General features: G+C 69.9%; 24 protein-coding genes. 8 read left to right on the top strand and 16 right to left on the bottom strand.

The annotated features are described in order from the left end of the window. Nucleotides 1–8: 8 nt before the first annotated feature. Complete coding sequence (locus ACWHMB_RS04920; RefSeq protein WP_447648461.1) at nucleotides 9–1,019, bottom strand: Bug family tripartite tricarboxylate transporter substrate binding protein; 1,011 nt, start codon at nucleotides 1,017–1,019, stop codon at nucleotides 9–11. Between the two features lie 166 nt (nucleotides 1,020–1,185). Here ACWHMB_RS04920 and ACWHMB_RS04915 point away from each other — a divergent pair, with 166 nt between their 5' ends. Continuing rightward, entirely contained in the window at nucleotides 1,186–1,401 is a 216-nt protein-coding gene (locus ACWHMB_RS04915; protein ID WP_377482770.1) for a hypervirulence associated TUDOR domain-containing protein, read from the top strand. Nucleotides 1,402–1,413: 12 nt separating this feature from the next. After that, nucleotides 1,414–1,962, top strand: a complete 549-nt coding sequence (locus ACWHMB_RS04910) for a DUF488 domain-containing protein (RefSeq protein ID WP_377482768.1) — start codon at nucleotides 1,414–1,416, stop codon at nucleotides 1,960–1,962. Here the strand turns inward: ACWHMB_RS04910 and ACWHMB_RS04905 are convergent. Genes ACWHMB_RS04905 through ACWHMB_RS04890 form a run of 4 tightly spaced genes read right to left on the bottom strand, consistent with a single transcriptional unit; the run spans nucleotide 1,935 to nucleotide 5,230 of the window. Beyond that, nucleotides 1,935–2,657, bottom strand: a complete 723-nt coding sequence (locus ACWHMB_RS04905) for a hypothetical protein (RefSeq protein WP_447648689.1) — start codon at nucleotides 2,655–2,657, stop codon at nucleotides 1,935–1,937. The genes ACWHMB_RS04910 and ACWHMB_RS04905 overlap by 28 nt on opposite strands. Beyond that, a complete protein-coding gene (locus ACWHMB_RS04900) occupies nucleotides 2,612–3,499 on the bottom strand; it encodes a DHA2 family efflux MFS transporter permease subunit (protein WP_377614639.1) in 888 nt (295 codons plus the stop codon). Before ACWHMB_RS04900 ends, ACWHMB_RS04905 begins: the two co-directional genes overlap by 46 nt. A gap of 10 nt (nucleotides 3,500–3,509) precedes the next feature. Continuing rightward, entirely contained in the window at nucleotides 3,510–4,730 is a 1,221-nt protein-coding gene (locus tag ACWHMB_RS04895) for an HlyD family secretion protein (protein ID WP_447648460.1), read from the bottom strand. Nucleotides 4,731–4,765: 35 nt separating this feature from the next. Beyond that, nucleotides 4,766–5,230, bottom strand: a complete 465-nt coding sequence (locus ACWHMB_RS04890) for a MarR family winged helix-turn-helix transcriptional regulator (RefSeq protein ID WP_377482762.1) — start codon at nucleotides 5,228–5,230, stop codon at nucleotides 4,766–4,768. 77 nt (nucleotides 5,231–5,307) lie between these two features. On the opposite strand from ACWHMB_RS04890, the gene xth reads away from it, so the two are divergent. Then, complete coding sequence (xth, locus tag ACWHMB_RS04885) at nucleotides 5,308–6,090, top strand: exodeoxyribonuclease III (protein ID WP_377482759.1); 783 nt, start codon at nucleotides 5,308–5,310, stop codon at nucleotides 6,088–6,090. A gap of 194 nt (nucleotides 6,091–6,284) precedes the next feature. After that, nucleotides 6,285–7,451: an NAD(P)/FAD-dependent oxidoreductase gene (locus ACWHMB_RS04880; RefSeq protein ID WP_377482757.1), complete on the top strand. Its 1,167-nt coding sequence runs from the start codon at nucleotides 6,285–6,287 to the stop codon at nucleotides 7,449–7,451. A gap of 209 nt (nucleotides 7,452–7,660) precedes the next feature. Here ACWHMB_RS04880 and ACWHMB_RS04875 read toward each other — a convergent pair whose 3' ends face one another. From ACWHMB_RS04875 to ACWHMB_RS04835, 9 genes are all read right to left on the bottom strand, one after another. Next, complete coding sequence (locus tag ACWHMB_RS04875; protein ID WP_377482755.1) at nucleotides 7,661–8,236, bottom strand: heme-binding beta-barrel domain-containing protein; 576 nt, start codon at nucleotides 8,234–8,236, stop codon at nucleotides 7,661–7,663. 121 nt (nucleotides 8,237–8,357) lie between these two features. After that, the gene (locus ACWHMB_RS04870) at nucleotides 8,358–8,876 is read right to left on the bottom strand and encodes a hypothetical protein (protein ID WP_377482753.1); all 519 of its coding nucleotides are present in this window, start codon (nucleotides 8,874–8,876) and stop codon (nucleotides 8,358–8,360) included. A 238-nt stretch (nucleotides 8,877–9,114) separates the two neighbouring features. After that, nucleotides 9,115–10,530, bottom strand: coding sequence for a type I glutamate--ammonia ligase (gene glnA, locus ACWHMB_RS04865; RefSeq protein ID WP_377482751.1), 1,416 nt, complete (start codon nucleotides 10,528–10,530; stop codon nucleotides 9,115–9,117). Nucleotides 10,531–10,585: 55 nt separating this feature from the next. Beyond that, nucleotides 10,586–10,783 carry a hypothetical protein gene (locus tag ACWHMB_RS04860; RefSeq protein WP_293223847.1) on the bottom strand — a complete coding sequence of 66 codons (198 nt, stop codon included), beginning with the start codon at nucleotides 10,781–10,783 and terminating at the stop codon, nucleotides 10,586–10,588. After that, nucleotides 10,783–11,616 (bottom strand): competence/damage-inducible protein A, encoded by an 834-nt coding sequence (locus tag ACWHMB_RS04855; protein WP_377482749.1) that lies wholly within the window; start codon nucleotides 11,614–11,616, stop codon nucleotides 10,783–10,785. The genes ACWHMB_RS04860 and ACWHMB_RS04855 overlap by 1 nt, the downstream gene beginning before the upstream one ends. Further along, nucleotides 11,606–12,481: an EI24 domain-containing protein gene (locus ACWHMB_RS04850; protein ID WP_377482746.1), complete on the bottom strand. Its 876-nt coding sequence runs from the start codon at nucleotides 12,479–12,481 to the stop codon at nucleotides 11,606–11,608. Before ACWHMB_RS04850 ends, ACWHMB_RS04855 begins: the two co-directional genes overlap by 11 nt. A gap of 18 nt (nucleotides 12,482–12,499) precedes the next feature. Beyond that, nucleotides 12,500–13,504 (bottom strand): sterol desaturase family protein, encoded by a 1,005-nt coding sequence (locus ACWHMB_RS04845; RefSeq protein WP_377482744.1) that lies wholly within the window; start codon nucleotides 13,502–13,504, stop codon nucleotides 12,500–12,502. A gap of 10 nt (nucleotides 13,505–13,514) precedes the next feature. After that, nucleotides 13,515–14,315 (bottom strand): polysaccharide deacetylase family protein, encoded by an 801-nt coding sequence (locus ACWHMB_RS04840; protein WP_293223839.1) that lies wholly within the window; start codon nucleotides 14,313–14,315, stop codon nucleotides 13,515–13,517. Between the two features lie 187 nt (nucleotides 14,316–14,502). Continuing rightward, a complete protein-coding gene (locus ACWHMB_RS04835) occupies nucleotides 14,503–15,546 on the bottom strand; it encodes a YVTN family beta-propeller repeat protein (RefSeq protein ID WP_293223837.1) in 1,044 nt (347 codons plus the stop codon). Between the two features lie 109 nt (nucleotides 15,547–15,655). Here ACWHMB_RS04835 and ACWHMB_RS04830 point away from each other — a divergent pair, with 109 nt between their 5' ends. Beyond that, nucleotides 15,656–16,435 carry an alpha/beta fold hydrolase gene (locus ACWHMB_RS04830; protein WP_293223835.1) on the top strand — a complete coding sequence of 260 codons (780 nt, stop codon included), beginning with the start codon at nucleotides 15,656–15,658 and terminating at the stop codon, nucleotides 16,433–16,435. 4 nt (nucleotides 16,436–16,439) lie between these two features. Here ACWHMB_RS04830 and ACWHMB_RS04825 read toward each other — a convergent pair whose 3' ends face one another. Then, entirely contained in the window at nucleotides 16,440–17,177 is a 738-nt protein-coding gene (locus ACWHMB_RS04825) for a pseudouridine synthase (RefSeq protein WP_293223833.1), read from the bottom strand. Between the two features lie 201 nt (nucleotides 17,178–17,378). On the opposite strand from ACWHMB_RS04825, the gene ACWHMB_RS04820 reads away from it, so the two are divergent. Beyond that, on the top strand, nucleotides 17,379–18,092 hold the full coding sequence (locus tag ACWHMB_RS04820; protein WP_377482741.1) for a hypothetical protein: 714 nt from the start codon (nucleotides 17,379–17,381) through the stop codon (nucleotides 18,090–18,092). Between the two features lie 11 nt (nucleotides 18,093–18,103). Here the strand turns inward: ACWHMB_RS04820 and orn are convergent, their stop codons facing one another. After that, a complete protein-coding gene (gene orn / locus ACWHMB_RS04815) occupies nucleotides 18,104–18,703 on the bottom strand; it encodes an oligoribonuclease (RefSeq protein WP_377482738.1) in 600 nt (199 codons plus the stop codon). A 92-nt stretch (nucleotides 18,704–18,795) separates the two neighbouring features. On the opposite strand from orn, the gene ACWHMB_RS04810 reads away from it, so the two are divergent. Together ACWHMB_RS04810 and rsgA are read left to right on the top strand one after the other, a co-directional pair. Continuing rightward, nucleotides 18,796–20,100, top strand: coding sequence for a M48 family metallopeptidase (locus ACWHMB_RS04810; protein WP_377482736.1), 1,305 nt, complete (start codon nucleotides 18,796–18,798; stop codon nucleotides 20,098–20,100). Then, complete coding sequence (gene rsgA, locus ACWHMB_RS04805; RefSeq protein WP_447648459.1) at nucleotides 20,097–21,098, top strand: ribosome small subunit-dependent GTPase A; 1,002 nt, start codon at nucleotides 20,097–20,099, stop codon at nucleotides 21,096–21,098. The genes ACWHMB_RS04810 and rsgA overlap by 4 nt, the downstream gene beginning before the upstream one ends. The last annotated feature ends 4 nt before the right edge of the window (nucleotides 21,099–21,102 follow it).

The following is a 21,102-nucleotide window of genomic DNA, read 5'->3' as shown; positions in this document are numbered from 1 at the left end:
GGCACGCCTCACAGCTTGATGCCCGCGATGCGGACCAGCCGCGTCCAGCGGTCGGTCTCCTTCGACACGTAGATCGAATACACGCTGGAGCCCTGAGCCGGAATCGTGAAGCCGTTGGGCTCCATGTATTTCTTCACCGGCGCGCTGGCCATCACCTTGGCCAGCTCGGTCTCCAGCCGCGCCACGACGGCCGGCGGCGTGCCCTTGGCCACCGAGATGCCGGACCAGGACACGGCCTCGAAGCCGAGGTAGCCCGCCTCGGACATGGTCGGCACGTCGGGCAGCAGATTGCTGCGGCCCTTGCTGCTGACGGCCAGCGCCTTGAGCTTGCCGTCCTTGATCAGCCGGTGCGCCGCGTCGACGTTGATGAAGATGGCGTCGACGCCGCCCTTCAAGGCCGCGTCCAGCAAGGGCTTGCCGCCGCTGAACGACACGCCCTTGAACTTGCCGCCAGTGCACAGGTTCTCGCCCTTGCCAATCGCAAAGCAGGTGCGCTGCATCTGGATCATCAGCTCCATCGCCATGTGGCCCGAGGCCGCCGGCGTGTAGCCGTAGGTGACGCCGGGACCGGTCTTGGCGGCCGCCACCAGTTCCTTCACGCTCTGGTAGGGGCTGTCGGGCTTGACGACCAGCACGTTCGCCCCTTCGTGCACCTGCGTGAGGTGGATGAAGTCGCGCGACGAGTCGTAGCCCACGTTGGCGTCCAGCGCGTGCGCCACCGCGTTCTGGCCGATGCCCGACTGGATCAGCGTGTAGCCGTCGGCCGGCCGCTTGAGCGCCTCCAGCGTGCCTTTCACCCCGCCGCCGCCGCCGATGTTCTCGACCTTGATCGGCTGGCCCAGCGCCTTTTCCAGCTCGGTGGCCACCAGGCGACCCATGACGTCGCTGGTGCCGCCGGCCGGAAAAGGCACCACCAAGGTCAGCGGCTTGCTGGGCCAGGCCGCCAACTGGGCCACGGCCGCCGTCACGGCCACCAGCAGCGAGGCGCCGCACGCCAGCATCCGCAGTGCATGTCTCATTTTCGACCTCTCGTCTTGCGAAGCCACCGAACCGGAAATCGTCGGCCAAGATTCGCTCCGCAATCTTATTACCAATGTATTGTTTTGTAGCATTCTCAATCGCTGCACGAGACGTTTTGTTGGCTGCAACCGACAATGGGGTTTGGCACGGCAGCAGGAGCACGACATGGCAGACGCATTCAAGGTGGGCGAGCACGTGAGCTGGAATTCGGAGGCCGGGCGGGTCAGCGGCCATATCGTCGCCGTGCACCATCAGGACTTCGACTGGAAGGGCTACACGCACCACGCGAGCGCGGCCGACCCGCAGTACGAGATCAAGAGCGACAAGACCGAGCACCTGGCGGTGCACAAGGGCCGGGCGCTGCGGCGCATCGAGGGGTGAAAGGCTGAGGCCATGGCCCAGCGCCTGCCCTACTTCACCATCGGCCATTCGACCCTGAGCGTGGACGAACTGGCCGCGCGCCTGCGCGCCGCCGGCGTGACGCGGCTGATCGACGTGCGCACCATCCGGCGCTCGCGCAGCAACCCGCAGTTCAACGAAGGCACGCTGCCGCAGGCGCTGGCCACGCAGGGCATCGCCTACGAGGCCATGGCGGATCTGGGCGGGCGGCGCGGCCGCCAGCGCACGGTGGCGCCCGAGGTCAACGGCTTTTGGGACAACGCCAGCTTTCACAACTACGCCGACTGGGCGCTGCAGCCGCCGTTTCGCGCCGCGCTGCAGGAGCTGCGCGACAAGGGCCAGCGCGAGCGCTGCGCCGTGATGTGCGCCGAGGCCGTGTGGTGGCGCTGCCACCGCCGCATCATCGCCGACCACCTGCTGGCCGCGGGCGAGACGGTGCGCCACATCATGGACGGCCACGTGGTCGACGCCACGCTCAACCCCGGCGCGCGGGTGCAGGCCGACGGCAGGGTGAGCTACCCGGCGTCCACCGGCGGGGGCTGATCGCCACCCGGTTTGCCGCCGTGCACAAAGGGCGGCCGCGCCAGCCAGACCACGCCGATCAGCAGAAAGCACATCAGCCCCAGCCCGTTCATGACCTGGTTGAACGAGATCTGCAGCGCCTGCTGGGTGATGATCTCGTTGACCGTGCCGAGGTAGCGCCCGGCGCCGCCGGCCGCCGCCATGCCGGCGCGCACCTGGGCGTCGAAGGGGTTGATGTGCTCGGCCAGCACCGCGTGCTGGATGGCCGCGCCGCGCACCCACAGGTAGGTGACGATGGAGACGGTGAAGCTGGCGCCCACGGTGCGCATGAAGGTGGCCGAGCCCGAGCCTTCGGCAATCGCCGGCCCTTCCAGCGGGGACAGCAGGATGGTCAGCACCGGCAAAAAGAAGATGGCGATGCCGGCGCCCATCATCAGCTCGGTCAGCGCCACCACGGCAAAGCTGACCTGGGTGTCGAAGCTGCCGAAGCGCAGGCACACCGTGCCCATGACGGCGAAGGCGATGGCGGCCAGCCAGCGCAGGTCGACGCGGTGCGCGTACCGGCCGACGGTGTAGGCCGTCAGGATCGGCACCACGCCCACCGGCGCCGCCGCCAGGCCCGACCACAGCGGCGTGTAGCCCAGCACGTGCTGCAGCCACTGCGGCAGCATCAGCGCGACCGAGAACACGACCGAAAAACCCAGCACCAGCGCCAGCGTGCCGGCGGCGAAATTGCGGTGCCGAAACAGGCGCAGATCGACCAGGGCTGGTCGTCGGTCAGCTCCCAGATGACCCACACCGCCAGCGCCACCGAGGCGACGATGGCCAGCACCACGATGGTGCTGGACTCGAACCAGTCCAGGTCGTTGCCCTTGTCCAGCAAAATCTGCAGCGCGCCCACGCCGAGCACCAGGGTGGCCACGCCCACCCAGTCGATGCGCTCGCGCACCGGCGCCTCGGCGCGCGCGTGCAGTTGCGCCCACACCAGGGCGCTGGCCAGCAGGCCCAGCGGCACGTTGATGAAGAAGATCCAGCGCCACGAGTAGCTGTCGGTGATCCAGCCGCCCAGCACCGGCCCGATGATGGGCGCCACCACCGTGATCATCGAGATGATGGACAGCGCCACGCCGCGCTTGTCGCGCGGGTAGATCTCCACCATCAGGCTTTGCGTGATCGGGTACATCGGCCCGCACACCGCACCCTGCAGCGCGCGAAACACCACCAGCATGCCCAGGCTGCTGGCAAAGCCGCACAGCAGCGAAAACAGCGAGAACAGCAGCACGGCGCTGATGAACAGCCGCACCTCGCCGAAGCGGCGTGCCAGAAAGCCGGTCATCGGCAGCGTGATGGCCTGGCACACGGTGAACGAGGTGATGACCCAGGTCGACTGGTCGACGCTGGCCGACAGGTTGCCCGCGATGGTCGGCAGGGACACGTTGGCGATGGTCATGTCCAGCACCTGCATGAAGGTGCCCAGCGACAGGCCCAGCGTGGCCAGCGGCAGGCTGGGCGGGCGAAAGCGCTCGGGCGGCGCGCCGGCGATCGCGAGGCTGGCCATCGCGCGTCCCTCAGTGCCGCGCCGCCGGGTGCGCCGGCGCCGCGCCGTCGTTGCGCGCGATGATGGCGGCGATCAGGCGGTCGGCCTCGGCCGGGTCGCTGCCGTACACGTCGGTGCTCAGCGCGGGCTGGCTGGGCGGCTCGGTGGCCAGGGTGGGCAGCGACTGCTGGTGCAGGTCCACGCTGGCTTCCATCGACAGGCCGATGCGCAGCGGGTGCGCGGCCAGCTCGTCGGCCTGCAGGGTGATGCGCACCGGCAGGCGCTGCACGATCTTGATCCAGTTGCCGGTGGCGTTTTGCGCCGGCAGCAGCGAAAACGCGCTGCCCGAGCCGATGCCCAGGCCCGCCACGCGGCCGTGGTAGGTCACGCCGTCGCCGTACAGGTCGGACGTCAGCGCCACCGGCTGGCCGATGCGCATGTGGGTGAGCTGGGTTTCCTTGAAGTTGGCGTCCACCCAGACGCTGGCCAGCGGCACCACCGCCATCAGCGGCGTGCCGGGCTGCACGTGCTGGCCGAGCTGCACCGTGCGCTTGGCCACGTAGCCGGTGACGGGCGCCGGCAGGCGGGTGTGCTGGTCGTCCAGCCAGGCCTGGCGCAGCCGGGCCGCGGCGGCGCGCACGTCGGGGTGGCTGGCGACATCGGTGCCCCTGACCTGCGCATGGGCGATGGCGGCCTGCGCCTGCGCCGCCGTCAGCGCGCTCTGCGCACGCGCCAGGGCGTCGCGCGCGTGCGCCAGCTCCTCGCGCGACACCGCGCCGCTGCCGGCCAGCTGCTGGCGCCGCTGCAGGTCGGCGCGCGCCTGCTGCAGCGTGGCCTGGCGCGTGCCCACGTCGGCCTCGGCCGCGCGCACGCTGCCATACAGGCCGCTGACCTTGCGCACCGCCTGGCCCAGGCTGGCCTCGGCCTGCTCCAGCGCCACGTTGGCGTTGGCGCGGTCCAACTCGACCAGGGTCTGGCCCTGGCGCACCAGGTCGTTGTCGTCGGCGCCGATGCGAATCACCGTGCCGGCGATGCGCGGGGTGATCTGCACCACGTTGCCGGCCACATAGGCGTCGTCGGTGCTCTCGCTCCAGCGGCCGTCCAGCTGGTACCAAAGCGCCCAGGCCAGCGCCCCGACCACCACCAGCAGCAACACGCCCCACAGCAGCACGCGGCGCTTGCGCCGGCGCGGCGGGACCGGCGCGGCGGGCGGCGGCGGTGCATCGGCAGCGGCTGTGGTGGCTTCGGTCATGTCCCTGTCCTTTTCTTCACGGCTGCCGCCGCCCTTCAAGGCGCCTGGCGCAGCGCCGCCAGCATGCGCTCCAGGCAGTCCAGCAGGCCCTGGCGCTCGCGCGCCGACAGCGGGCTCAGCGCCTGCGCCAGCACCGCCTCGCCGATGGCGGCCAGGCGCTCGCCCAGCGCCAGGCCGGCGGCGGTGGGCTGGATGCGCAGGCTGCGGCGGTCGCCGGGATCGGGCTGGCGTTGCAGCAGGCCCTGGCTTTCCAGGCGGTCGAGCAGGCGCGTCATGCCGCCACTGTCGTAGTCGAAGGCGCGCGCCAGCTCGCCGGCGCTCATCGAGCCGTTGGCGCGCAGCCGCTTAAGCGCCTGCACCTGGCTGTGGTTGAGCGCGATGCCCTGCTCGTCCAGCCGCTTGCGCGTCAGGCGCATCAGCTCGGCGTGCACCTGCGCCACGCGCGCGGCCACGCCGCCCACGTCCAGCGGCGCCGCACCCGCGCCGCGCGGCGTGCTCATAATTGACTTGTCAGCATCTGCAGTCACAGCGGCTCATGCTATGCCGATCGCCCCTGGCCTGAATAACCCCACTGCCAATGAAAATCGCCACCTGGAACGTCAACTCCCTCACCGCCCGCCTGCAGCACGTGCTGGACTGGCTGGCCGTCAACCCGGTGGACGTGCTGGCGCTGCAGGAGCTCAAGCTCAGCGACGACAAGTTTCCGCACGAGGCGCTGCGCGCGGCCGGCTACGAGGCCGCCGTGTTCGGCCAGAAAACCTACAACGGCGTGGCCCTGCTGACGCGCGCGCCTTTGCTGGCGGCGGACGTGGCGCGCAACATCGCCGGCTTTGCCGACGACAACGCGCGCCTGATCGCCGCCACGCTGGAAGCGCCGGGCGGGCCGCTGCGCCTGGTCAACGGCTACTTCGTCAACGGCCAGGCGCCGGGCAGCGACAAGTTCGACTACAAGATGAGCTGGCTGCGCGCACTGCGCGACCATCTGCGCGAGGAACTGGCCGCGCACCCGCGCCTGCTGCTGGTGGGCGACTTCAACATCGTGCCCGAGGACCGCGACAGCTACGACCCGGTGGGCCTGGCCGGCACCATCTTGCACACCGACGAGGAGCGCGGCCACTTCCAGGCGCTGCTGGGGCTGGGCCTGGTCGATTCGTTTCGCCTGTTCGAGCAGCCCGACAAGAGCTTTTCGTGGTGGGACTACCGCATGCTGGGCTACCAGAAGAACCGCGGCCTGCGCATCGACCACGTGCTGGTCAGCCCCCCGCTGGTGGGGCAGGTGCGCGCCTGCAGCATCGACCGCACGCCGCGCAAATGGCCCAAGCCCAGCGACCATGCGCCGGTGATCGTGACGCTGGGTTAGTCCTGATTTGATAGCTGCCGGCGCTTGACAGCCGTGCGCTGCAGCCCGTTTTGGCTTGAAATATCGGGGGGGCCGTCCCCGCGCCCGACCCGGCCGTTGATCCCGTGCCGCCAGCAGGGTCACCCCAGCGGCGGGAACGCCGCGGCCCCGGCGTGGCATCCAATCGTCTGTCAACCGATCGCGAGGGACACGCCATGGAACACCGCTTCGACCACCTCATCATCGGCGCCGGCATGGCCGGCGCGGCCGCCGCCGTCGCGCTGCGCCAGGCCGACGCGAAGGCCAGCATCGCCCTGCTGGGCGCCGAGGCGCATCCGCCCTACGACCGTCCGCCGCTGTCCAAGGCGCTGTGGAAGGACGGCAAGGAAGACGACATCTGGCGCCCGATCCAGGATGCCCGCGCCACCGTGCAGCTGCAGCGGCGCGCCGTGGCCATCGACCGCGCGGCGCACACCGTGCGCGACGACGCGGGCGACAGCTGGCACTACCGCAAGCTGCTGCTGGCCACCGGCGGCGCGCCGCGCACCCTGCCCTTCGGGCCCGACTTCATCTACCTGCGCACGCTGGACGACTACCACCGCCTGCGCGCAGTGGTCAAACCCGGCGCCCGCGCGGTGGTGATCGGCGGCGGCTTCATCGGCAGCGAGATCGCCGCCGCGCTGACGCTGAACGGCGCCAAAGTCACCATGCTGTTCCCCGAGGGCGCCATCGGCGCGCGCGCCTACCCGAAGGCGCTGGCCGACTCGGTCACCGCCTACTACCGCGACAAGGGCGTGGACGTGCGCGCCGGCGTGTCGGTGCAGGGCGCGCACGGCAACACGCTGGAGCTGACCGATGGAAGCACGCTGGCGGCCGACGTGGTGGTAGCCGGCCTGGGCATCACGCCCAACGTGCAGCTGGCGCAGGACGCCGGCTTGGCGGTGGACAACGGCATCGTGGTCGACTCCCACCTGCGCACGTCGGATGCGGACATCTACGCCGCCGGCGACGTGGCCAACTTTCCGGCCGCCGCGCTGGGCCGGCGCCTGCGCGTGGAGCACGAGAACGCCGCCCTCACCATGGGCGAGCGCGCCGGCCGTGGCATGGCGGGGCAGGACGCGCCCTACGACGAGCTGCCCTATTTCTATTCGGACCTGTTCGACCTCGGCTACGAGGCCGTGGGCACGCTGGACGCGCGCCTGCAGACGGTGGAGCAGTGGGTGACGCCGTACCGCGAAGGCGTGGTGTACTACCTCGACGGCGGGCGCGTGCGCGGCGTGCTGCTGTGGAACACCTGGGATCAGGTCGACGCGGCACGCCAGCTGATTGCCGAGCCGGGGCCCCTCGACGCCGCCAGCGTGCGCGGGCGCCTGCCGGCGTGAGGTGGAACCGTCGCACCAAGGTGCCAAAAGGCGGGGTGCAACTCACGAGCGCCACGCATCGTCGGCGGCGTCGCAATCCAACGACTCGAATGGCCGCGGAGCAGGCCATGCCAGTGATCGCCGTGGCCGGACCTGCGCCGGCCACTGGCGATGCCCCCTGAAGGGGGGAAGCGTAGCGGAACGCAGTCCGCGCAGCGTGGGGGTGAGCTTTATTTCACGCGGGTGAGCGTGTTCTTGTCCGTGTGGTGCATCTCGCCGCCGGTGGCGGCCAGCTTGAGCACCAGGTCGGACGTGTAGCTCAGGGTGTCGGCGTCGACGATGGTGAAGGTGCTCTTGAAGTCCATCAACTGCGCGCGCTCCAACAGGTACTTGTTCTGCAGGATGCCGAAGCTGGGCGAGCCCGGCGTGGCGTTGAAGTGCAGCACGGTGTCGCGCGGCTTGGCCTCGCCGCCCGCCAGGATGGCGATGCCGCGCCCGAACACCACGGCGCGCATGATCTGGCCGGTGGCCTTTTCCCACAGCAGGTAGCCGACCTCGTCGTGGAAGGGGGTCATCGCCTCTTCGCCATGGCGCCAGGCGGTCATCTTGTAGTTCAGGCCTTCGAGCGACTGCTTGCCGTTTTCCTGAACCGGAATGGGGTGGAACCAGGCCTTCTCGAAGTAGCCGGTGCGGCCGGTCTCGTCGTCCTTGTTGTGATACGACAGGTCGATCCCGACGTTGCCTTCCCAGTCGCCGACCAGCGGCGTGAGCGGACCCAGGCGTTGCGGTCCATGAATGTCAGCCACGATGCATCTCCTTGTTGTCGTTGCGGGAGACGCCAGAATAGTCCCATGCGACCGGGGCTGCAGATCGCATGGAAACAAGAGCGCGATGGCGTGCGGGCCATCGCGGCGACAGCGGAAAACCTCAGGGCTCGTAACGCTTGAGCTCGCGCTGGATGCCTTCGATGTCGCTCTGGTTGCGCGCGATCGAGGCCTTGAGCTCGGCCACGCGGTCCAGGTACTTCTGGTAGTTGCGCGCCTCGCCGCCGATCTTGTCGGGCTCGCCGTTGTTGTATTCCTTGGCCAGATCGGCCTGGCGCGCCTGGGCGCGGCGCAGCTCCTGCTCGAGGATGGCCTTGGCGTCCGAGTCGCGCGCCTTTTGCACCGCCGGGTCGACCCGTGGCGCCGAGGACGGCGCGGTGACCACCGGCTTGGCACCGTTGCCACTCGCGGCTGCCGGCGCCGGCGTGGGCGAGGTGCCGCGCACCACGGTGACGTTGCCGCCTTCGACCAGCTTGCAGTCGGTGCGGCCCTTGATCTGGTTGGTGTATTCGTTGCCGCAGCGGTAGATGCGGTTTTGCGCGGACGCGGGCGCCGCCCAGGCCAGCAGCGCGCCCAGGGCGGCGGCGCAGGCGATGGAGCGGGCGGTGGCGGGCAGGTTCATGAAGCGGACCTCGGATGGCGGGGCTGCCGGCCGGCGTGCGACGCCCGGCGGCGGCAAATGGACAAAGTATCGGGCCAATTGATCCGCTCGGCCAGATTTGGTTGCGCCCGTTGCAACAAAACGACCCCCACGCTCCCCGCTGCGCGAGCTGCGCTGCCCCCAAAAGGGGCGTTTTTGCCTTGGAACGGCCCGGCGGCAAAAAAAGGCGGCCGAAGCCGCCTTTTTTGGCACCACCGGCTCAGAGCGAGTAGTACATGTCGTACTCGGCCGGGTTGACCTGCACGCGGATGCGGTTGACCTCGCTCATCTTCAGCTCGATGTAGGCGTCGAGCATGCTGTCGGTGAACACGCCGCCGCGCGTGAGGAAGGCGCGGTCCTTGTCCAGTTCCTCCAGCGCCTGGTCCAGGCTGTGGCACACGGTGGGCACCAGCTTGTCTTCCTCGGGCGGCAGGTGGTACAGGTCCTTGCTGGCGGCCTCGCCGGGGTGGATCTTGTTTTCGATGCCGTCCAGGCCCGCCATCAGCAGCGCCGAGAAGCACAGGTAGGGGTTGGCCATCGGGTCCGGAAAGCGCGCCTCGATGCGGCGCGCCTTGTCGCTCATCACGTGGGGGATGCGGATCGAGGCCGAGCGGTTGCGGCTGGAATAGGCCAGCTTGACGGGGGCCTCGAAGTGCGGCACCAGGCGCTTGTAGCTGTTGGTGGTCGGGTTGGTGATGGCGTTGAGCGCGCGCGCGTGCTTGATGATGCCGCCGATGTAGAACAGCGCGGTGTCGGACAGGCCGGCGTAGCCGTTGCCGGCAAACAGGTTCTTGCCGCCCTTCCAGATCGACTGGTGCACGTGCATGCCGCTGCCGTTGTCGCCGTGGTAGGGCTTGGGCATGAAGGTGGCCGTCTTGCCGTAGCGGTCGGCCACGTTCCACACCACGTGCTTGAGGCGCTGCGTCCAGTCGGCGCGCTCGACCAGGGTGCTGAACTTGGTGCCCAGCTCCATCTGGCCGGCGCCGGCCACTTCGTGGTGGAACACCTCGACCGGAATGCCCATGGCCTCCAGCACCAGTGCCATCTCGGCGCGCATGTCGTGCGTGCTGTCGACCGGCGCGACCGGAAAGTAGCCGCCCTTGGTGGTGGGGCGGTGGCCGCGGTTGCCGCCCTCGAGCTTGGCGCCGCTGTTCCAGGGCGCCTCGTACTCCTCGATGTGATAGAAGCTGTGGCCCGGCTCCGTGCTCCAGCGCACGTTGTCGAACACGAAGAACTCGGGCTCGGGGCCGAAGAAGGCGGTGTCGCCGATGCCGCTGGCCTTCAGGTAGGCCTCGGCGCGGCGCGCCAGCGAGCGCGGGTCGCGCTCGTAGGCCTTGCCGTCGCCCGGCTCCAGCACGTCGCAGCTCAGCACCAGGGTGGATTCTTCGTAGAACGGGTCGATGTGCGCCGTGGCCGGGTCGGGCATCAGCAGCATGTCGGAGGCCTCGATGCCCTTCCAGCCGGCGATGGACGAGCCGTCGAAGGCGTGGCCGTCGCTGAACTTGTCCTCGTCGAAGTGCGACACCGGCACGCTGACGTGCTGCTCCTTGCCGCGCGTGTCCGTAAAGCGGAAATCAACAAACTTGCACTCGTTTTCCTGCACGAGCTTCATGACGTCGGCGACGGACTTGGCCATCTGGGAATTCTCCGGTTGGGAAGGTTTCAACAAAAACAGAATCGATGGTTTGGATTCATGCAGCTTTCATGCCAACGCGCCCAAACCACCCGACCCCGAACACGAGCAACGGAAAGCGCGCATTGTCGCTGGCTTTGCGCACCGTGGCGACTGCCAACTGAAGGACGGCCCCCGTCGGCTGCACCAGATCGAAGCGCACCAAATCGGTGCAAATGCCGATGCAAACGTGGTCAGGCCCCAGCATGGTGCGCATCACGGCCGCGTGATCTCGGGTCCGTAGCGCAGGCCGAAGGGCTCCAGCCAGCGGCGCAGGTCGGCATAGGCCGGCCCCACGTCCGCCGGCGCACCCTTGACGCCCAGGTCGATGTGCGCGCCGTACTGCGGATGATCGACGCTGGGCAGGCTGAACACCTTGATTCGCGGATGCGCCGCCTCCACCCGCTGCATCACGGGCGTCAGCGTGCCTTCCATGGCGCCCAGGATGATGACCGAGCGCTCCTGCCAGGTGCCGGCGCTGAACCATGCGCGGTAATGCGTGTCCAGTGCCCAAGCCACCATCGGCCAGGCCATGACCGGGAACCCCGGTGTGAAATAGATAGCGCCTCCCGCAGGCCCGGTGCAGGAAAAACCCGGAATCTTGTTGTAAGGATTGGGGATGATGCCGGCGCCCTGCGGAAACACGCCCATGTTGAGGCGGTGCAGGTTGTCGGGCCGCTCGGGCTGGTAGGGCTCGCCGCGCTCGCGCGCCGTGTCCTGCATGCGCGCCTGGATCAGCGCCTTGGCCTCGGGGTGCAACACCAGTGGCAGGCCCAGCGCGGCGGCGGCGCATTGGCGCGTGTGGTCGTCGGGCGTGGCGCCGATGCCGCCGGTGCAAAACACGACATCGCCCGAGGCGAAGGCGCGCCGCAGCACGGCGGTGATGCGCGCCGGCTCGTCGCCCACGTACTCGGCCCAGCCGAGCTGAAGGCCGCGCGCGCCCAGCAGCTCGATCACCTTGGCCAGGTGCTTGTCGGTGCGCCGGCCGGAGAGGATTTCGTCGCCGACGATGATCAGGCCGAAGCGGGGAGCCGTGCGTTCAGGGTTCATGCGTCAGCGCCGGAAATGCCGTGTCGGCGGTCAACACGGGCTCGATGGCTCCTCGCCTCGGCGCGCCGGGCTCCCCCTGGCGCAGCGCCTGCAGCGCGGCCAGCGCGTAGTGCGTGAACCACAGCGCCGAGAAGGCGAACACCAGGGTGTAGATCCAGATGGCGACCGGGATGAGCACCGCGAAGGCGACCGCAAACAGCGTCATCGAGGCCCACACCACCGCCGGCGCCGCACCCAGGTAGCCGCAGATGATGCCGATGACCAGCAGCGGCGTGCGGTGCTGGCGCAGCAGGGCGCGGCGCTCATCGGCGCTGGCGTGCACGTCCAGCGCGTCGAAGCTCATCACGCGGTAGGTCAGCCAGCCCCAGATCAGCGGCGGCACGACCAGGATCAGCGGCGGCACCAGCCACAGCGGCAGCGACAGCCCCAAGGCGATCAAGGCCACCACGGTGTGGCCCAGCGACCAGAGCACCGAGCCCAGCACCGAGTCCGGCCCGCGCCGCTCCAGCGTGGGAAAGCGCCGCTCGGCCACCAGGCGCAGCACCGCCGGCGCCAGCAGCAGGGCCACCAGCAGCAGGGCGAAAACCACCACCAGCGGCGTCAGGCCCAGCACCAGCAGCAGCGGCGCCAGGCCGTTGCGCAGGTCGCCCACGCCCAGGCGCGCCAGCCAGCCCGACAGCAGCGACCACCAGTTGGAGCTGTCGAGCCAGGCCGCCACCGTCGCCACCGCCGGGTCCCAGTAAAAGTAGCCCAGCACGCCGCTGATGAGCACCATGATGACCAGCGGCAGCAGCGACAGCGCGATCACGCGCGGATACAGGCAATACGCCGCGGCGCGCCAGAACGAGTCGAACAGCAGGGGCATGGCGGCGAGGATACGCGTTCAGCTGCGCAGCACCAGGCGCTTGAGCCCCAGCCACTGCTGCGCCCAGAAGCCGCGCCCGTAGTCGCGCCCCTGCTCGACCTGGTCGCGGATGCCGGTGGGCTCGCGCCCGCCGCCGAAGTCGGCTGAGCCGTACAGCAGGTCCCACCACGGCATCAGCACGCCGAAGTTCAGGCTCCGCAAACCTGCCCCCACGCTTCCCGCTGCGCGTGGTGTGCTGCCCCCCAAGGGGGCGCTCGGTGCGCGCAACTCGTGCCCCAGGCCGACGGCGTGGTGGCGCCGGTGAAAGCGCGGGCTGACCAGCAGGCGCTCGCCCACGCGGCCGAAGTGACAACGCAGGTTGGCGTGCTGCAGGCTTTGCATCAGCTGCGTCACGGCCACCAGCCACACGAACTGGGAGGGCGCCACGCCGATGAGGATGGCCACGACGACGAAGATGGCGTCGGTCAGCGCGCTGTCCAGCAGGTGGTTGCGGTCGTCGCTCCACATCGTCATCTGGCGCTGGCTGTGATGCACGGCGTGCAGGCGCCACCACCAGTCCCACTGGTGCTGGGCGCGGTGCACCCAGTAGCCGATGAAGTCGAACACCACCAGGTAGATGGCGAAGCTGACCAGCGCGCGGTCGGTCACGCCGGGCCACAGCTGATCGAGTTGCAGCGTGGGCATGCCGTGCGCGCGCAGCACGCCGATGCCGTCGGTCAGCCAGGCCTCGACGGTGAAGAACATCGCCAGCTTGAACACGCCCAGGCGGTGCAGCAGGGTGTAGATCACGTCCACCCGGATGGCGGCGCGGTCCTGCACCGGCTCGACCGGCCAGCGCCGCTCGGCCGGGCCGATCAGCAGCAGCAGGGTGGCCACCTGCAGCAGGCCCACCAGCAGCCAGCCGGTGGCCACGAAGCCGTCCTCCAGCAGGTTGCCCAGGCCCAGGCTGAAGGCCGCGGGCTCGATCAGGCGCTCGAACAGCCACTGCTGGGCCAGCGCGAAGACATCGAAGGGGTTGGGCATCGAGGCTCCGTCAGGCGCCGTGGGTGGCGATCCAGTCGGCGTAGGCCGGGTGCGCGCGCAAGGTGGCAAAGCACAGGCCGCGCGCCTTCAGACCTTCGATCAGCGGCTCCAGCACGGCCGGCGCCCAGGGGTCCTGGCGCGACCAGATGCCCAGGTGCGCCAGCAGGATGTCGCCCGGCTGGATGGTCTTGAGCGCGCGCTCCAGCAGCCGCTGGTTGGGGTATTTGTCGCTCGGCAGCTCGTCGCCCAGAAAGCCGGCCGGCGACCAGCCCACGTGCCTGTAGCCGCCCGCTTCGGCGGCGGCCAGCAGGCGCGGCGAGGTCTTGCCGCCGGGGGCGCGAAACAGCGGCAGCGGCTTCTTGCCGCTGTAGTAGGCCAGGCGCTCGCTGGCCTGCTCGATGTTGGCGCAGTACTGCGCGCCGGTCCAGGTGAACTCGCGCCCGGCAAAGGCGCCGGCCGAGGGGCGCACGCGAAAGCGCGGCTCGCGCCCCGGCAGGTCGGCGCGCCAGTAGACGTGGTCCCAGGTGTGCGAGGCCAGCTCGTGCCCCTCGGCGGCGCGCGCCTTCCACCACGGGCCCCAGTAGCGGCTGAGGCTGCCGTCGCCTTCCTTCGTGCGTTCGTTGGCGGCAAAAAAGGTCACCGGCACGCGCTGGCGGCGCAGCACCTCGGCCACGAAGTTGGCGATGCCCATGTGGCCGGTGTCGAAGGTGAGGTACACCGGCTCGGTGCAGGAATTTAAGTGATTTTGAGCCCTGGCGCCCGTGGACAAAGCGCCGACAGCTATCAGTTGAATAGCATTTCGCCGTTGCATGATGGCTTTTCAATGTTCAAGCGCTGTGCATGCCACCCGTTGTGGGTGAAACACCGGGAGCCTGAAGGCCGCGGAGCAGGCCGGGTCAGCGATCGCCGCGGACGGGGTTTCCCCGGCCGCTGGCGATGCCCCCTGAAGGGGGGAGGCGCAACAACGCGCAGCGTGTGGAGACTGGGGGTGATTCATGTCAGATGCGCCCAGCGTGGTCCAGCGTCCACACGCCGTGCGGCGAGCGGCCGACCTTGACCTGGTTGACCACGCGCCGCTGGGCGATGTCGATCAGCGTCAGCTTGCCGGCCCAGCGCGAGCCGACCATGATCAGCGTGCCGTCGGCCGACACGTCCATGCAGTCGGGGCCCGCGGGCGCCGGAAACTCGGCCACCACGGCGCCACGGGTGTAGTCGATCTGGCTGATGGTGTTGGCCACCCGGTTGCTGACCAGCACGTGGCGCCGGTCGCCCAGCGCGCGAAAGGCGTGCGCGCCCTTGCCGGTGTCGATCTGGCCGACCGCCCTGGGCGCCTGGCCAAGCGCGACCTCGAACACCTGCACGCCGGTGCCGCCCGTCAGGCCCACCAGCAGGGTGTTGTCGCCGGGCGGGCCGAACACGTCGGCCGGCCGCGAGCCGGTCTTGACGCGGTGCACCAGGGTTTGCGTGGCCAGATCGATCGCCACCAGCTCGTCGCTGTCCTGCATGCTGGAATACACGGTGGTGCTGCGGCTGTCGATCCACAGGTGACTGGGCGTGCGGCCGGTGGCGATGCGCTTGACCAGCTCGGGGTTCTCGCCGTCCCAGCGGTACAGGTCGACGTGGTTCAGGCGGTTGGCCGCCGTGACAAACCACTTCATGTCGGGCGAAAAGCGCAGGTGATACGGGTCGATGATGCCGCGCAGCGTGCGCTGCACCTGGGCCGTGCCCGGGTCGATGAAGGTCAGCGAGTCGCTGCCGGCGTTGGCCACGATGACCGACTTCTCGTCGGGCGTCATGTACAGGTGGTGCGGCTCGCGGCCGGTGGCGATGCGGCGCAGCTCGACCCAGCTGTTGCCGTCGATCACGCTCACCGTGCCGTCCAGCGAGTTGAGCACCAGCACCGGCGCGCGCCGGATGGACTGGGCCTGGGCCGCGGACCAGGCCGCGCCCAGCCCGGCGGCGGCGCCCAAGGCCAGCCAGTGGCGGCGGCGCAGCCCGGTCGGTGGATGAAACGGGGGAGATTGGACGACAGCAGCCTTCATACGACCCAGAAAATCATTCAGAGGCAAGACGCGGCGCGCGAGTGTACGCCGACCGCCCACCACGGGGTGACATGCCCGCGCATGCCCACCATGACATAACATCCCAGCCATGCAAGGCGTGGACATCGACGGCGTTTTTCTTGAAGTGGCGGCCATCGCGGCGCCCCCGGGCAGCCCGGCCGGGCGCGCGCCGCTGGTGTTTCTGCACGAGGGCCTGGGCTCGGTCGCCCAGTGGCGCGACTGGCCGGCGCGCCTGTGCGCGGCCACCGGGCGCGCCGGCTGGCTGTATTCGCGCCGCGGCTACGGCCGCTCCAGCCCGATACCCGACGTGCGCGGCGCCGGCCGCCTGCAGCCCGACTACATGCACCGCGAGGCGCTGCAGGTGCTGCCCCGGCTGCTGGCGGCCCTGGGGCTGGAGCGGCCGGTGTTGGTCGGCCACTCGGACGGCGCCACCATCGCCCTGATCCACGCCGCGCACCACCCGGTGGCGGCCTGCGCGGTGCTGGCGCCGCACGTGATCGTCGAAGACATTTCGGTCAGCTCCATCGCGCAGGTGCGCCAGGCCTACGAAAGCGGCCCCCTGCGCGAGCGCCTGGCGCGCTTTCACCAGGACGTGGACAGCGCCTTCTGGCAGTGGAACGACGTCTGGCTGAGCCCCGCCTTCCGCGCCTTCGACATCCGCGCCGAGTGCCAGGCCATCACGGCGCCGCTGCTGGCCATCCAGGGCCTGGACGACGAATACGGCACGCTGGCGCAGGTGCACGACCTGCAGCGCGCCGTGCCCCGCGCGCAAGTGCTGGAGCTGCCCGACTGCGGCCACTCACCCCAGCGCGATCAGCCCGAGGCGGTGAACGAGGCGATCGCGGCGTTTTTGCGCGACATCGCCTGAGCGCTCAGGCGCCCGGCGCCGCCAGCAGGGCCAGGTCGCCCGCGTTCAGCCAGCGCCACTGCCCCGGCGCCAGATCGTCGGGCAGGGCCAGCTGCCCGATGCGCGAGCGGTGCAGGCCCTCCACCCGGTTGCCTACCGCCGCCACCATGCGCTTGACCTGATGGTATTTGCCCTCGGTCAGGGTCAGGCGCAGGTGGTGCTCGGCCAGCGCCTCGGCAGCAAAGGCGCGCACCGGGCGCGGGTCGTCGTCCAGCACCACACCGGCTTGCAGGCGCTGCAACTGGCGCTCGTCCAGCGGGTGCCTGGTGGTCACCTCGTACACCTTGGGCACGTGCCGGCGAGGCGCATTCATGCGGTGGATGAAGGCGCCGTCGTCCGACAACAGCAGCAGGCCCGTGGTGTCTTGGTCCAGCCGGCCGACGGCCTGCACGCCCGGCACCTTGCCGGGCGTGGGGCGCTGGCGCAGCGGCACGGGCAGCAGGGTGTAGACGCTGGGCCAGGCGCCGGGGCGGTGCGAGCACTCGGTGCCGGCCGGCTTGTGCAGCATCAGGTAGGCGCGCTCGTGCCAGGCCCAAGCCACGCCCTGCACGGTGAAGCGCAGGGCCGGGTCGGCCACGTCCAGCTCGGCGGCCGGGTCGGTGCAGACCTGCGGGCCCAACCGCACGTGGCCCTGCTCGATCAGGCCCGCGCACACGCGGCGCGTGCCGAAGCCCTGCGAGTACAGCACGTCATCCAGGCGCATGGTTTGTCTCCAACGAGGCTCGGGGTGTGGCGGGCGGGCGATCCGAATATGTGACTTTTTGTGCAAAGGCTGTCATTTCAGATGGCGGCACCCGGCGTTGGGGCTTGTGCCGCATCAAATGCGGTCTAAAGTTGCAAAACGCGATCGCCCAGCGATCGTGAACAACAAGCCGAAAACGGCGAACTCGCTCAGGGAACTGTCATGAATGCGTTGTGGCCTTGGTTGCTGACCGCCCTCGCCGTGCTGTGCGCGGCATGGGCGTGGGCGCGCCGCCGCCCCCCGCCCGCTCCAGCGCGCCGCAAGCCGCGGACGACCCCGCCCGTGGCCGTGCAGCCGCGCGCCATGCTGGGACGCGGCGAGCTGCGGGTGTGGCGCTGGCTGCAGGATGTGTTTCCCGAGCATCACGTGATGGTCAAGCTGCCGGTCACGCGCTTTTGCAAACCGCGCGACCGCTCGGCCGCCGAGGGTTTGTTCAACATGCTCAGCGGCGTGTACTGCACCTTCACCCTGGCCGACGACACCGGCCGGGCCATCGGCTGCGTGGACGTGATGGACCTGCGCCGGCTCTCGCGCGGCAACCGCCAGCTCAAGCAGAACCTGCTGGCGCAGTGCCACATCGGCTACTGGCTGCTGACGCCGGACGTACTGCCCGAGGCCTGGGCCATCCGGGCCGAGTTTCTGGGCCTGGGCGCCACCGAGTCGAGCGCCGCGCCGCTCACCGATTCGGCCGAACTCCAGGTCGCCCGCCACAACCTGGTGGAGACGCTGGACCGCCGGCGCAGCGACCGCCGCTCCTCGCAGATGGCGCCGCTGGACATCAACAGCGGCATCTCCCGCTTCACCGACTGGGGCCAGCTGGACTCGTTTCCGATCCCGCTGGAAGAGCGCGGCGAGCACGCGCCGTCGCGGCGCTGAGGTGCCGCCGCTCACGCGTCCAGCCGGATGAAGTGCCGGCGGTAGTGCTCCAGCTCGTCGATCGACTCGTGCACGTCGGCCAGCGCGGTGTGCAGCTGCCGCTTCTTGAAGGCCTGCATGACATCCGGGCGCCAGCGCCGCGCCAGCTCCTTGAGCGTGCTGACGTCGATGTTGCGGTAGTGAAAAAACGCCTCCAGCCGCGGCATGTACTTGACCAGAAAGCGCCGGTCCTGGCCGATGGTGTTGCCGCACAGCGGCGACTGGCCCTTGCCCACGTAGCGCGACACAAAGGCGATCAGCTGCGCCTCGGCCGCTGCCTCGTCCAGCGTCGAGGCCTTGACCTTGTCGGTCAGGCCGCTGCGCCCGTGCGTGCCCTGGTTCCAGGCGTCCATCGCGCCCAGCACGGCGTCGCTCTGGTGGATGACCAGCACCGGCCCTTCCACGCGCGGCGTCAGCTGCGGGCCGGTGACGATGACGGCGATCTCGATGATGCGTTCCTTCTCGGGGTCCAGCCCGGTCATCTCGCAGTCGAGCCAGACCAGGTTCTGTTCGGATTTGGCCAGCTCGGCGCTGGCAGCGCTGGCGGCGGGGGTGGCAAGGGTCTCGGTCATGGGCCTCATTGTCCACCGTCGCCACCGGCGCCCTTGCCAAGCGGCGCGCGGCCCTAAACTTGCACTTTTCACCCACGGCCCGCCGACCGACCTTGAACGCCCCGCTCACCCCCGCCCTGCTCACCACCTGCGTCTTCGGCGCCGCCCTGCTGCTGAACGTGGCGGTCAAGCTGTGGCTGGCCTCGCGCCAGATCCGCGCCGTGGCGCGCCATCGCGGCGCCGTGCCGGCCGAGTTCGCCCGCGCGATTCCGCTGGAAACGCATCAGCGCGCCGCCGACTACACCGTGGCTCGGCTGCGCTTCGGCCTGCTGGAGCTGGCCCTGGGCGCTGCCGTGCTGCTGGGCTGGACGCTGCTGGGCGGGCTGGACGCGCTCAACGGCGCGCTGCTGGACGCGCTGGGCCCGCGGCCGCTGCTGCAGCCGCTGGCGCTGCTGGTGGCGTTCGCGCTCATCAACGGGCTGATCGACCTGCCCGTCAGCGCCTGGCAGACCTTCGTCATCGAGCAGCGCTTCGGCTTCAACCGCATGAGTGCGCGGCTGTGGTGGGCCGACCTGCTCAAGTCGGTGGCGCTGGGCGTGCTGATCGGCGTGCCGCTGGCCGCCGGCGCGCTGTGGCTGATGCAGGCCACCGGCCGCGCCTGGTGGCTGTGGACCTGGGGCGCGTGGATGGCGTTTTCGCTGCTGATGCTGGTGCTGTACCCGACCCTGATCGCGCCGCTGTTCAACAAGTTCGAGCCGCTGGACGACGCCGTGCTGCGCGAGCGCGTGGCGGCCCTGATGGCGCGCTGCGGCTTTACCGCCAAGGGCCTGTTCGTGATGGACGGCAGCCGGCGCAGCGCGCATGCCAACGCCTACTTCACGGGCTTTGGCGCCGCCAAGCGGGTGGTGTTCTTCGACACGCTGCTGGCGCAGCTGACCCCGCCCGAGGTGGAGGCCGTGCTGGCGCACGAGCTGGGGCACTTTCGGCACAGGCACATCGTGCAGCGCATCGTCCTGCTGTTCGCGCTCAGCTTCGCCGGCCTGGCCCTGCTGGGCTGGCTGGCCGGGCAAGGCTGGTTCTACGCCGGCCTGGGCGTCACGCCCAACCTGCCGGCCAGCATGGGCGGGGCGGTGCCCAACCACGCGCTGGCGCTGCTGCTGTTCACCGGCGTGGTGCCGGTGTTCATGTTCTTCGTCTCGCCGCTGGCGGCCACGCTGTCGCGCCGGCACGAGTTCCAGGCCGACGCCTACGCCGCGCGCCAGGCCAGCGCGCAAGAGCTGAGCAACGCGCTGGTCAAGCTGTACAAGGACAACGCCAGCACGCTCACGCCCGACCCGCTGTACGTGCGCTTTTACTACTCGCACCCGCCGGCCAGCGAGCGCATGGCCCAGTTGGGCGCCCGGGTGTCGCCCGCTTGAGCCCGCCCCGGCCCCGCCCCGCCGCCACGGCGCCCGGCGCGCTGCAGGAGGGCCTGGTGGTGTCCAGCCACGGCCGCCACTGCGTGGTCGAAACCGCCGACGGCACGCGCGTGCGCTGCCACCCGCGCGGCAAGAAGCTGGAGGTGGTGGTGGGCGACCGCGTGCAGTGGCTGCCCTCGCAGGACGAGGGCAGCATCGAGCGCACCCTGCCGCGGCGCAACTGGCTGTACCGCCAGGACGAGTTGCGCACCAAGTCCTTTGCCGCCAACCTGGATCAGGTGCTGATCCTGCTGGCGGCCGAGCCGGAGTTCTCGGAGCACCAGCTGGCGCGCGCCCTGATCGCCTGCGAGGCGGCGCACATCGAGCCGCTGATCGTGCTCAACAAGGCCGACCTGGGTGCGCTGTTTGCCCGTGGCTGGCAGCGGCTGGCGCCGTATCGGGCCATGGGCTATGCGGTGCTGCCGCTGGCGGCCAAGGCCCGCCACCCGCACCCCAACCCTCTCCCGCCTGCGGGAGAGGGGGCCAACAGCCTGCCCACCGACGACGGCCTGGCCGCGCTCGACGAGCGCCTGCAAGGCCGTGCCACGCTGATCCTGGGCCCCTCGGGCGCCGGCAAGAGCACGCTGATCAACCGCCTGGTGCCCGGCGCGCAGGCGGCCACGGGCGAGCTGTCGCAGGCGCTGAATTCGGGCAAGCACACGACGACAAGCACCACCTGGTACTGGCTGGACGCCGCGCGGCGCAGCGCGCTGATCGACTCGCCCGGCTTTCAGGAATTCGGCCTGCACCACATCGACCCCATGCAGCTGGCCGCCTACATGCCCGACATCCGCCCCCACGTGGCCGAGTGCCGCTTCTACAACTGCACCCACCTGCACGAGCCGGGCTGCGGCGTGATTTCAGCCGTCAAATTTGGCTCTGGCGCCCACCAGATAAGCGCCAGCAGATACAAAATTTATAGCGACCTGTTTGCCGAGCTGGGTGGCCGCGGCACCTGACGCA

This window comes from Ottowia pentelensis (assembly GCF_964341695.1).
This window is presented reverse-complemented; position numbering and strand designations above follow the sequence as displayed.

Bases quoted from the DNA above. Each gene is read 5' to 3' on its own strand.
- ACWHMB_RS04920 (WP_447648461.1), bottom strand. From the start codon at position 1,019: ATGAGACATGCACTGCGGATGCTGGCGTGCGGCGCCTCGCTGCTGGTG.
- ACWHMB_RS04915 (WP_377482770.1), top strand. From the start codon at position 1,186: ATGGCAGACGCATTCAAGGTGGGCGAGCACGTGAGCTGGAATTCGGAG.
- ACWHMB_RS04910 (WP_377482768.1), top strand. From the start codon at position 1,414: ATGGCCCAGCGCCTGCCCTACTTCACCATCGGCCATTCGACCCTGAGC.
- ACWHMB_RS04900 (WP_377614639.1), bottom strand. From the start codon at position 3,499: ATGGCCAGCCTCGCGATCGCCGGCGCGCCGCCCGAGCGCTTTCGCCCG.
- ACWHMB_RS04895 (WP_447648460.1), bottom strand. From the start codon at position 4,730: ATGACCGAAGCCACCACAGCCGCTGCCGATGCACCGCCGCCGCCCGCC.
- ACWHMB_RS04890 (WP_377482762.1), bottom strand. From the start codon at position 5,230: ATGAGCACGCCGCGCGGCGCGGGTGCGGCGCCGCTGGACGTGGGCGGC.
- xth (WP_377482759.1), top strand. From the start codon at position 5,308: ATGAAAATCGCCACCTGGAACGTCAACTCCCTCACCGCCCGCCTGCAG.
- ACWHMB_RS04880 (WP_377482757.1), top strand. From the start codon at position 6,285: ATGGAACACCGCTTCGACCACCTCATCATCGGCGCCGGCATGGCCGGC.
- ACWHMB_RS04870 (WP_377482753.1), bottom strand. From the start codon at position 8,876: ATGAACCTGCCCGCCACCGCCCGCTCCATCGCCTGCGCCGCCGCCCTG.
- glnA (WP_377482751.1), bottom strand. From the start codon at position 10,530: ATGGCCAAGTCCGTCGCCGACGTCATGAAGCTCGTGCAGGAAAACGAG.
- ACWHMB_RS04860 (WP_293223847.1), bottom strand. From the start codon at position 10,783: ATGCGCACCATGCTGGGGCCTGACCACGTTTGCATCGGCATTTGCACC.
- ACWHMB_RS04855 (WP_377482749.1), bottom strand. From the start codon at position 11,616: ATGAACCCTGAACGCACGGCTCCCCGCTTCGGCCTGATCATCGTCGGC.
- ACWHMB_RS04850 (WP_377482746.1), bottom strand. From the start codon at position 12,481: ATGCCCCTGCTGTTCGACTCGTTCTGGCGCGCCGCGGCGTATTGCCTG.
- ACWHMB_RS04845 (WP_377482744.1), bottom strand. From the start codon at position 13,504: ATGCCCAACCCCTTCGATGTCTTCGCGCTGGCCCAGCAGTGGCTGTTC.
- ACWHMB_RS04840 (WP_293223839.1), bottom strand. From the start codon at position 14,315: ATGCAACGGCGAAATGCTATTCAACTGATAGCTGTCGGCGCTTTGTCC.
- ACWHMB_RS04835 (WP_293223837.1), bottom strand. From the start codon at position 15,546: ATGAAGGCTGCTGTCGTCCAATCTCCCCCGTTTCATCCACCGACCGGG.
- ACWHMB_RS04830 (WP_293223835.1), top strand. From the start codon at position 15,656: ATGCAAGGCGTGGACATCGACGGCGTTTTTCTTGAAGTGGCGGCCATC.
- ACWHMB_RS04825 (WP_293223833.1), bottom strand. From the start codon at position 17,177: ATGCGCCTGGATGACGTGCTGTACTCGCAGGGCTTCGGCACGCGCCGC.
- ACWHMB_RS04820 (WP_377482741.1), top strand. From the start codon at position 17,379: ATGAATGCGTTGTGGCCTTGGTTGCTGACCGCCCTCGCCGTGCTGTGC.
- orn (WP_377482738.1), bottom strand. From the start codon at position 18,703: ATGACCGAGACCCTTGCCACCCCCGCCGCCAGCGCTGCCAGCGCCGAG.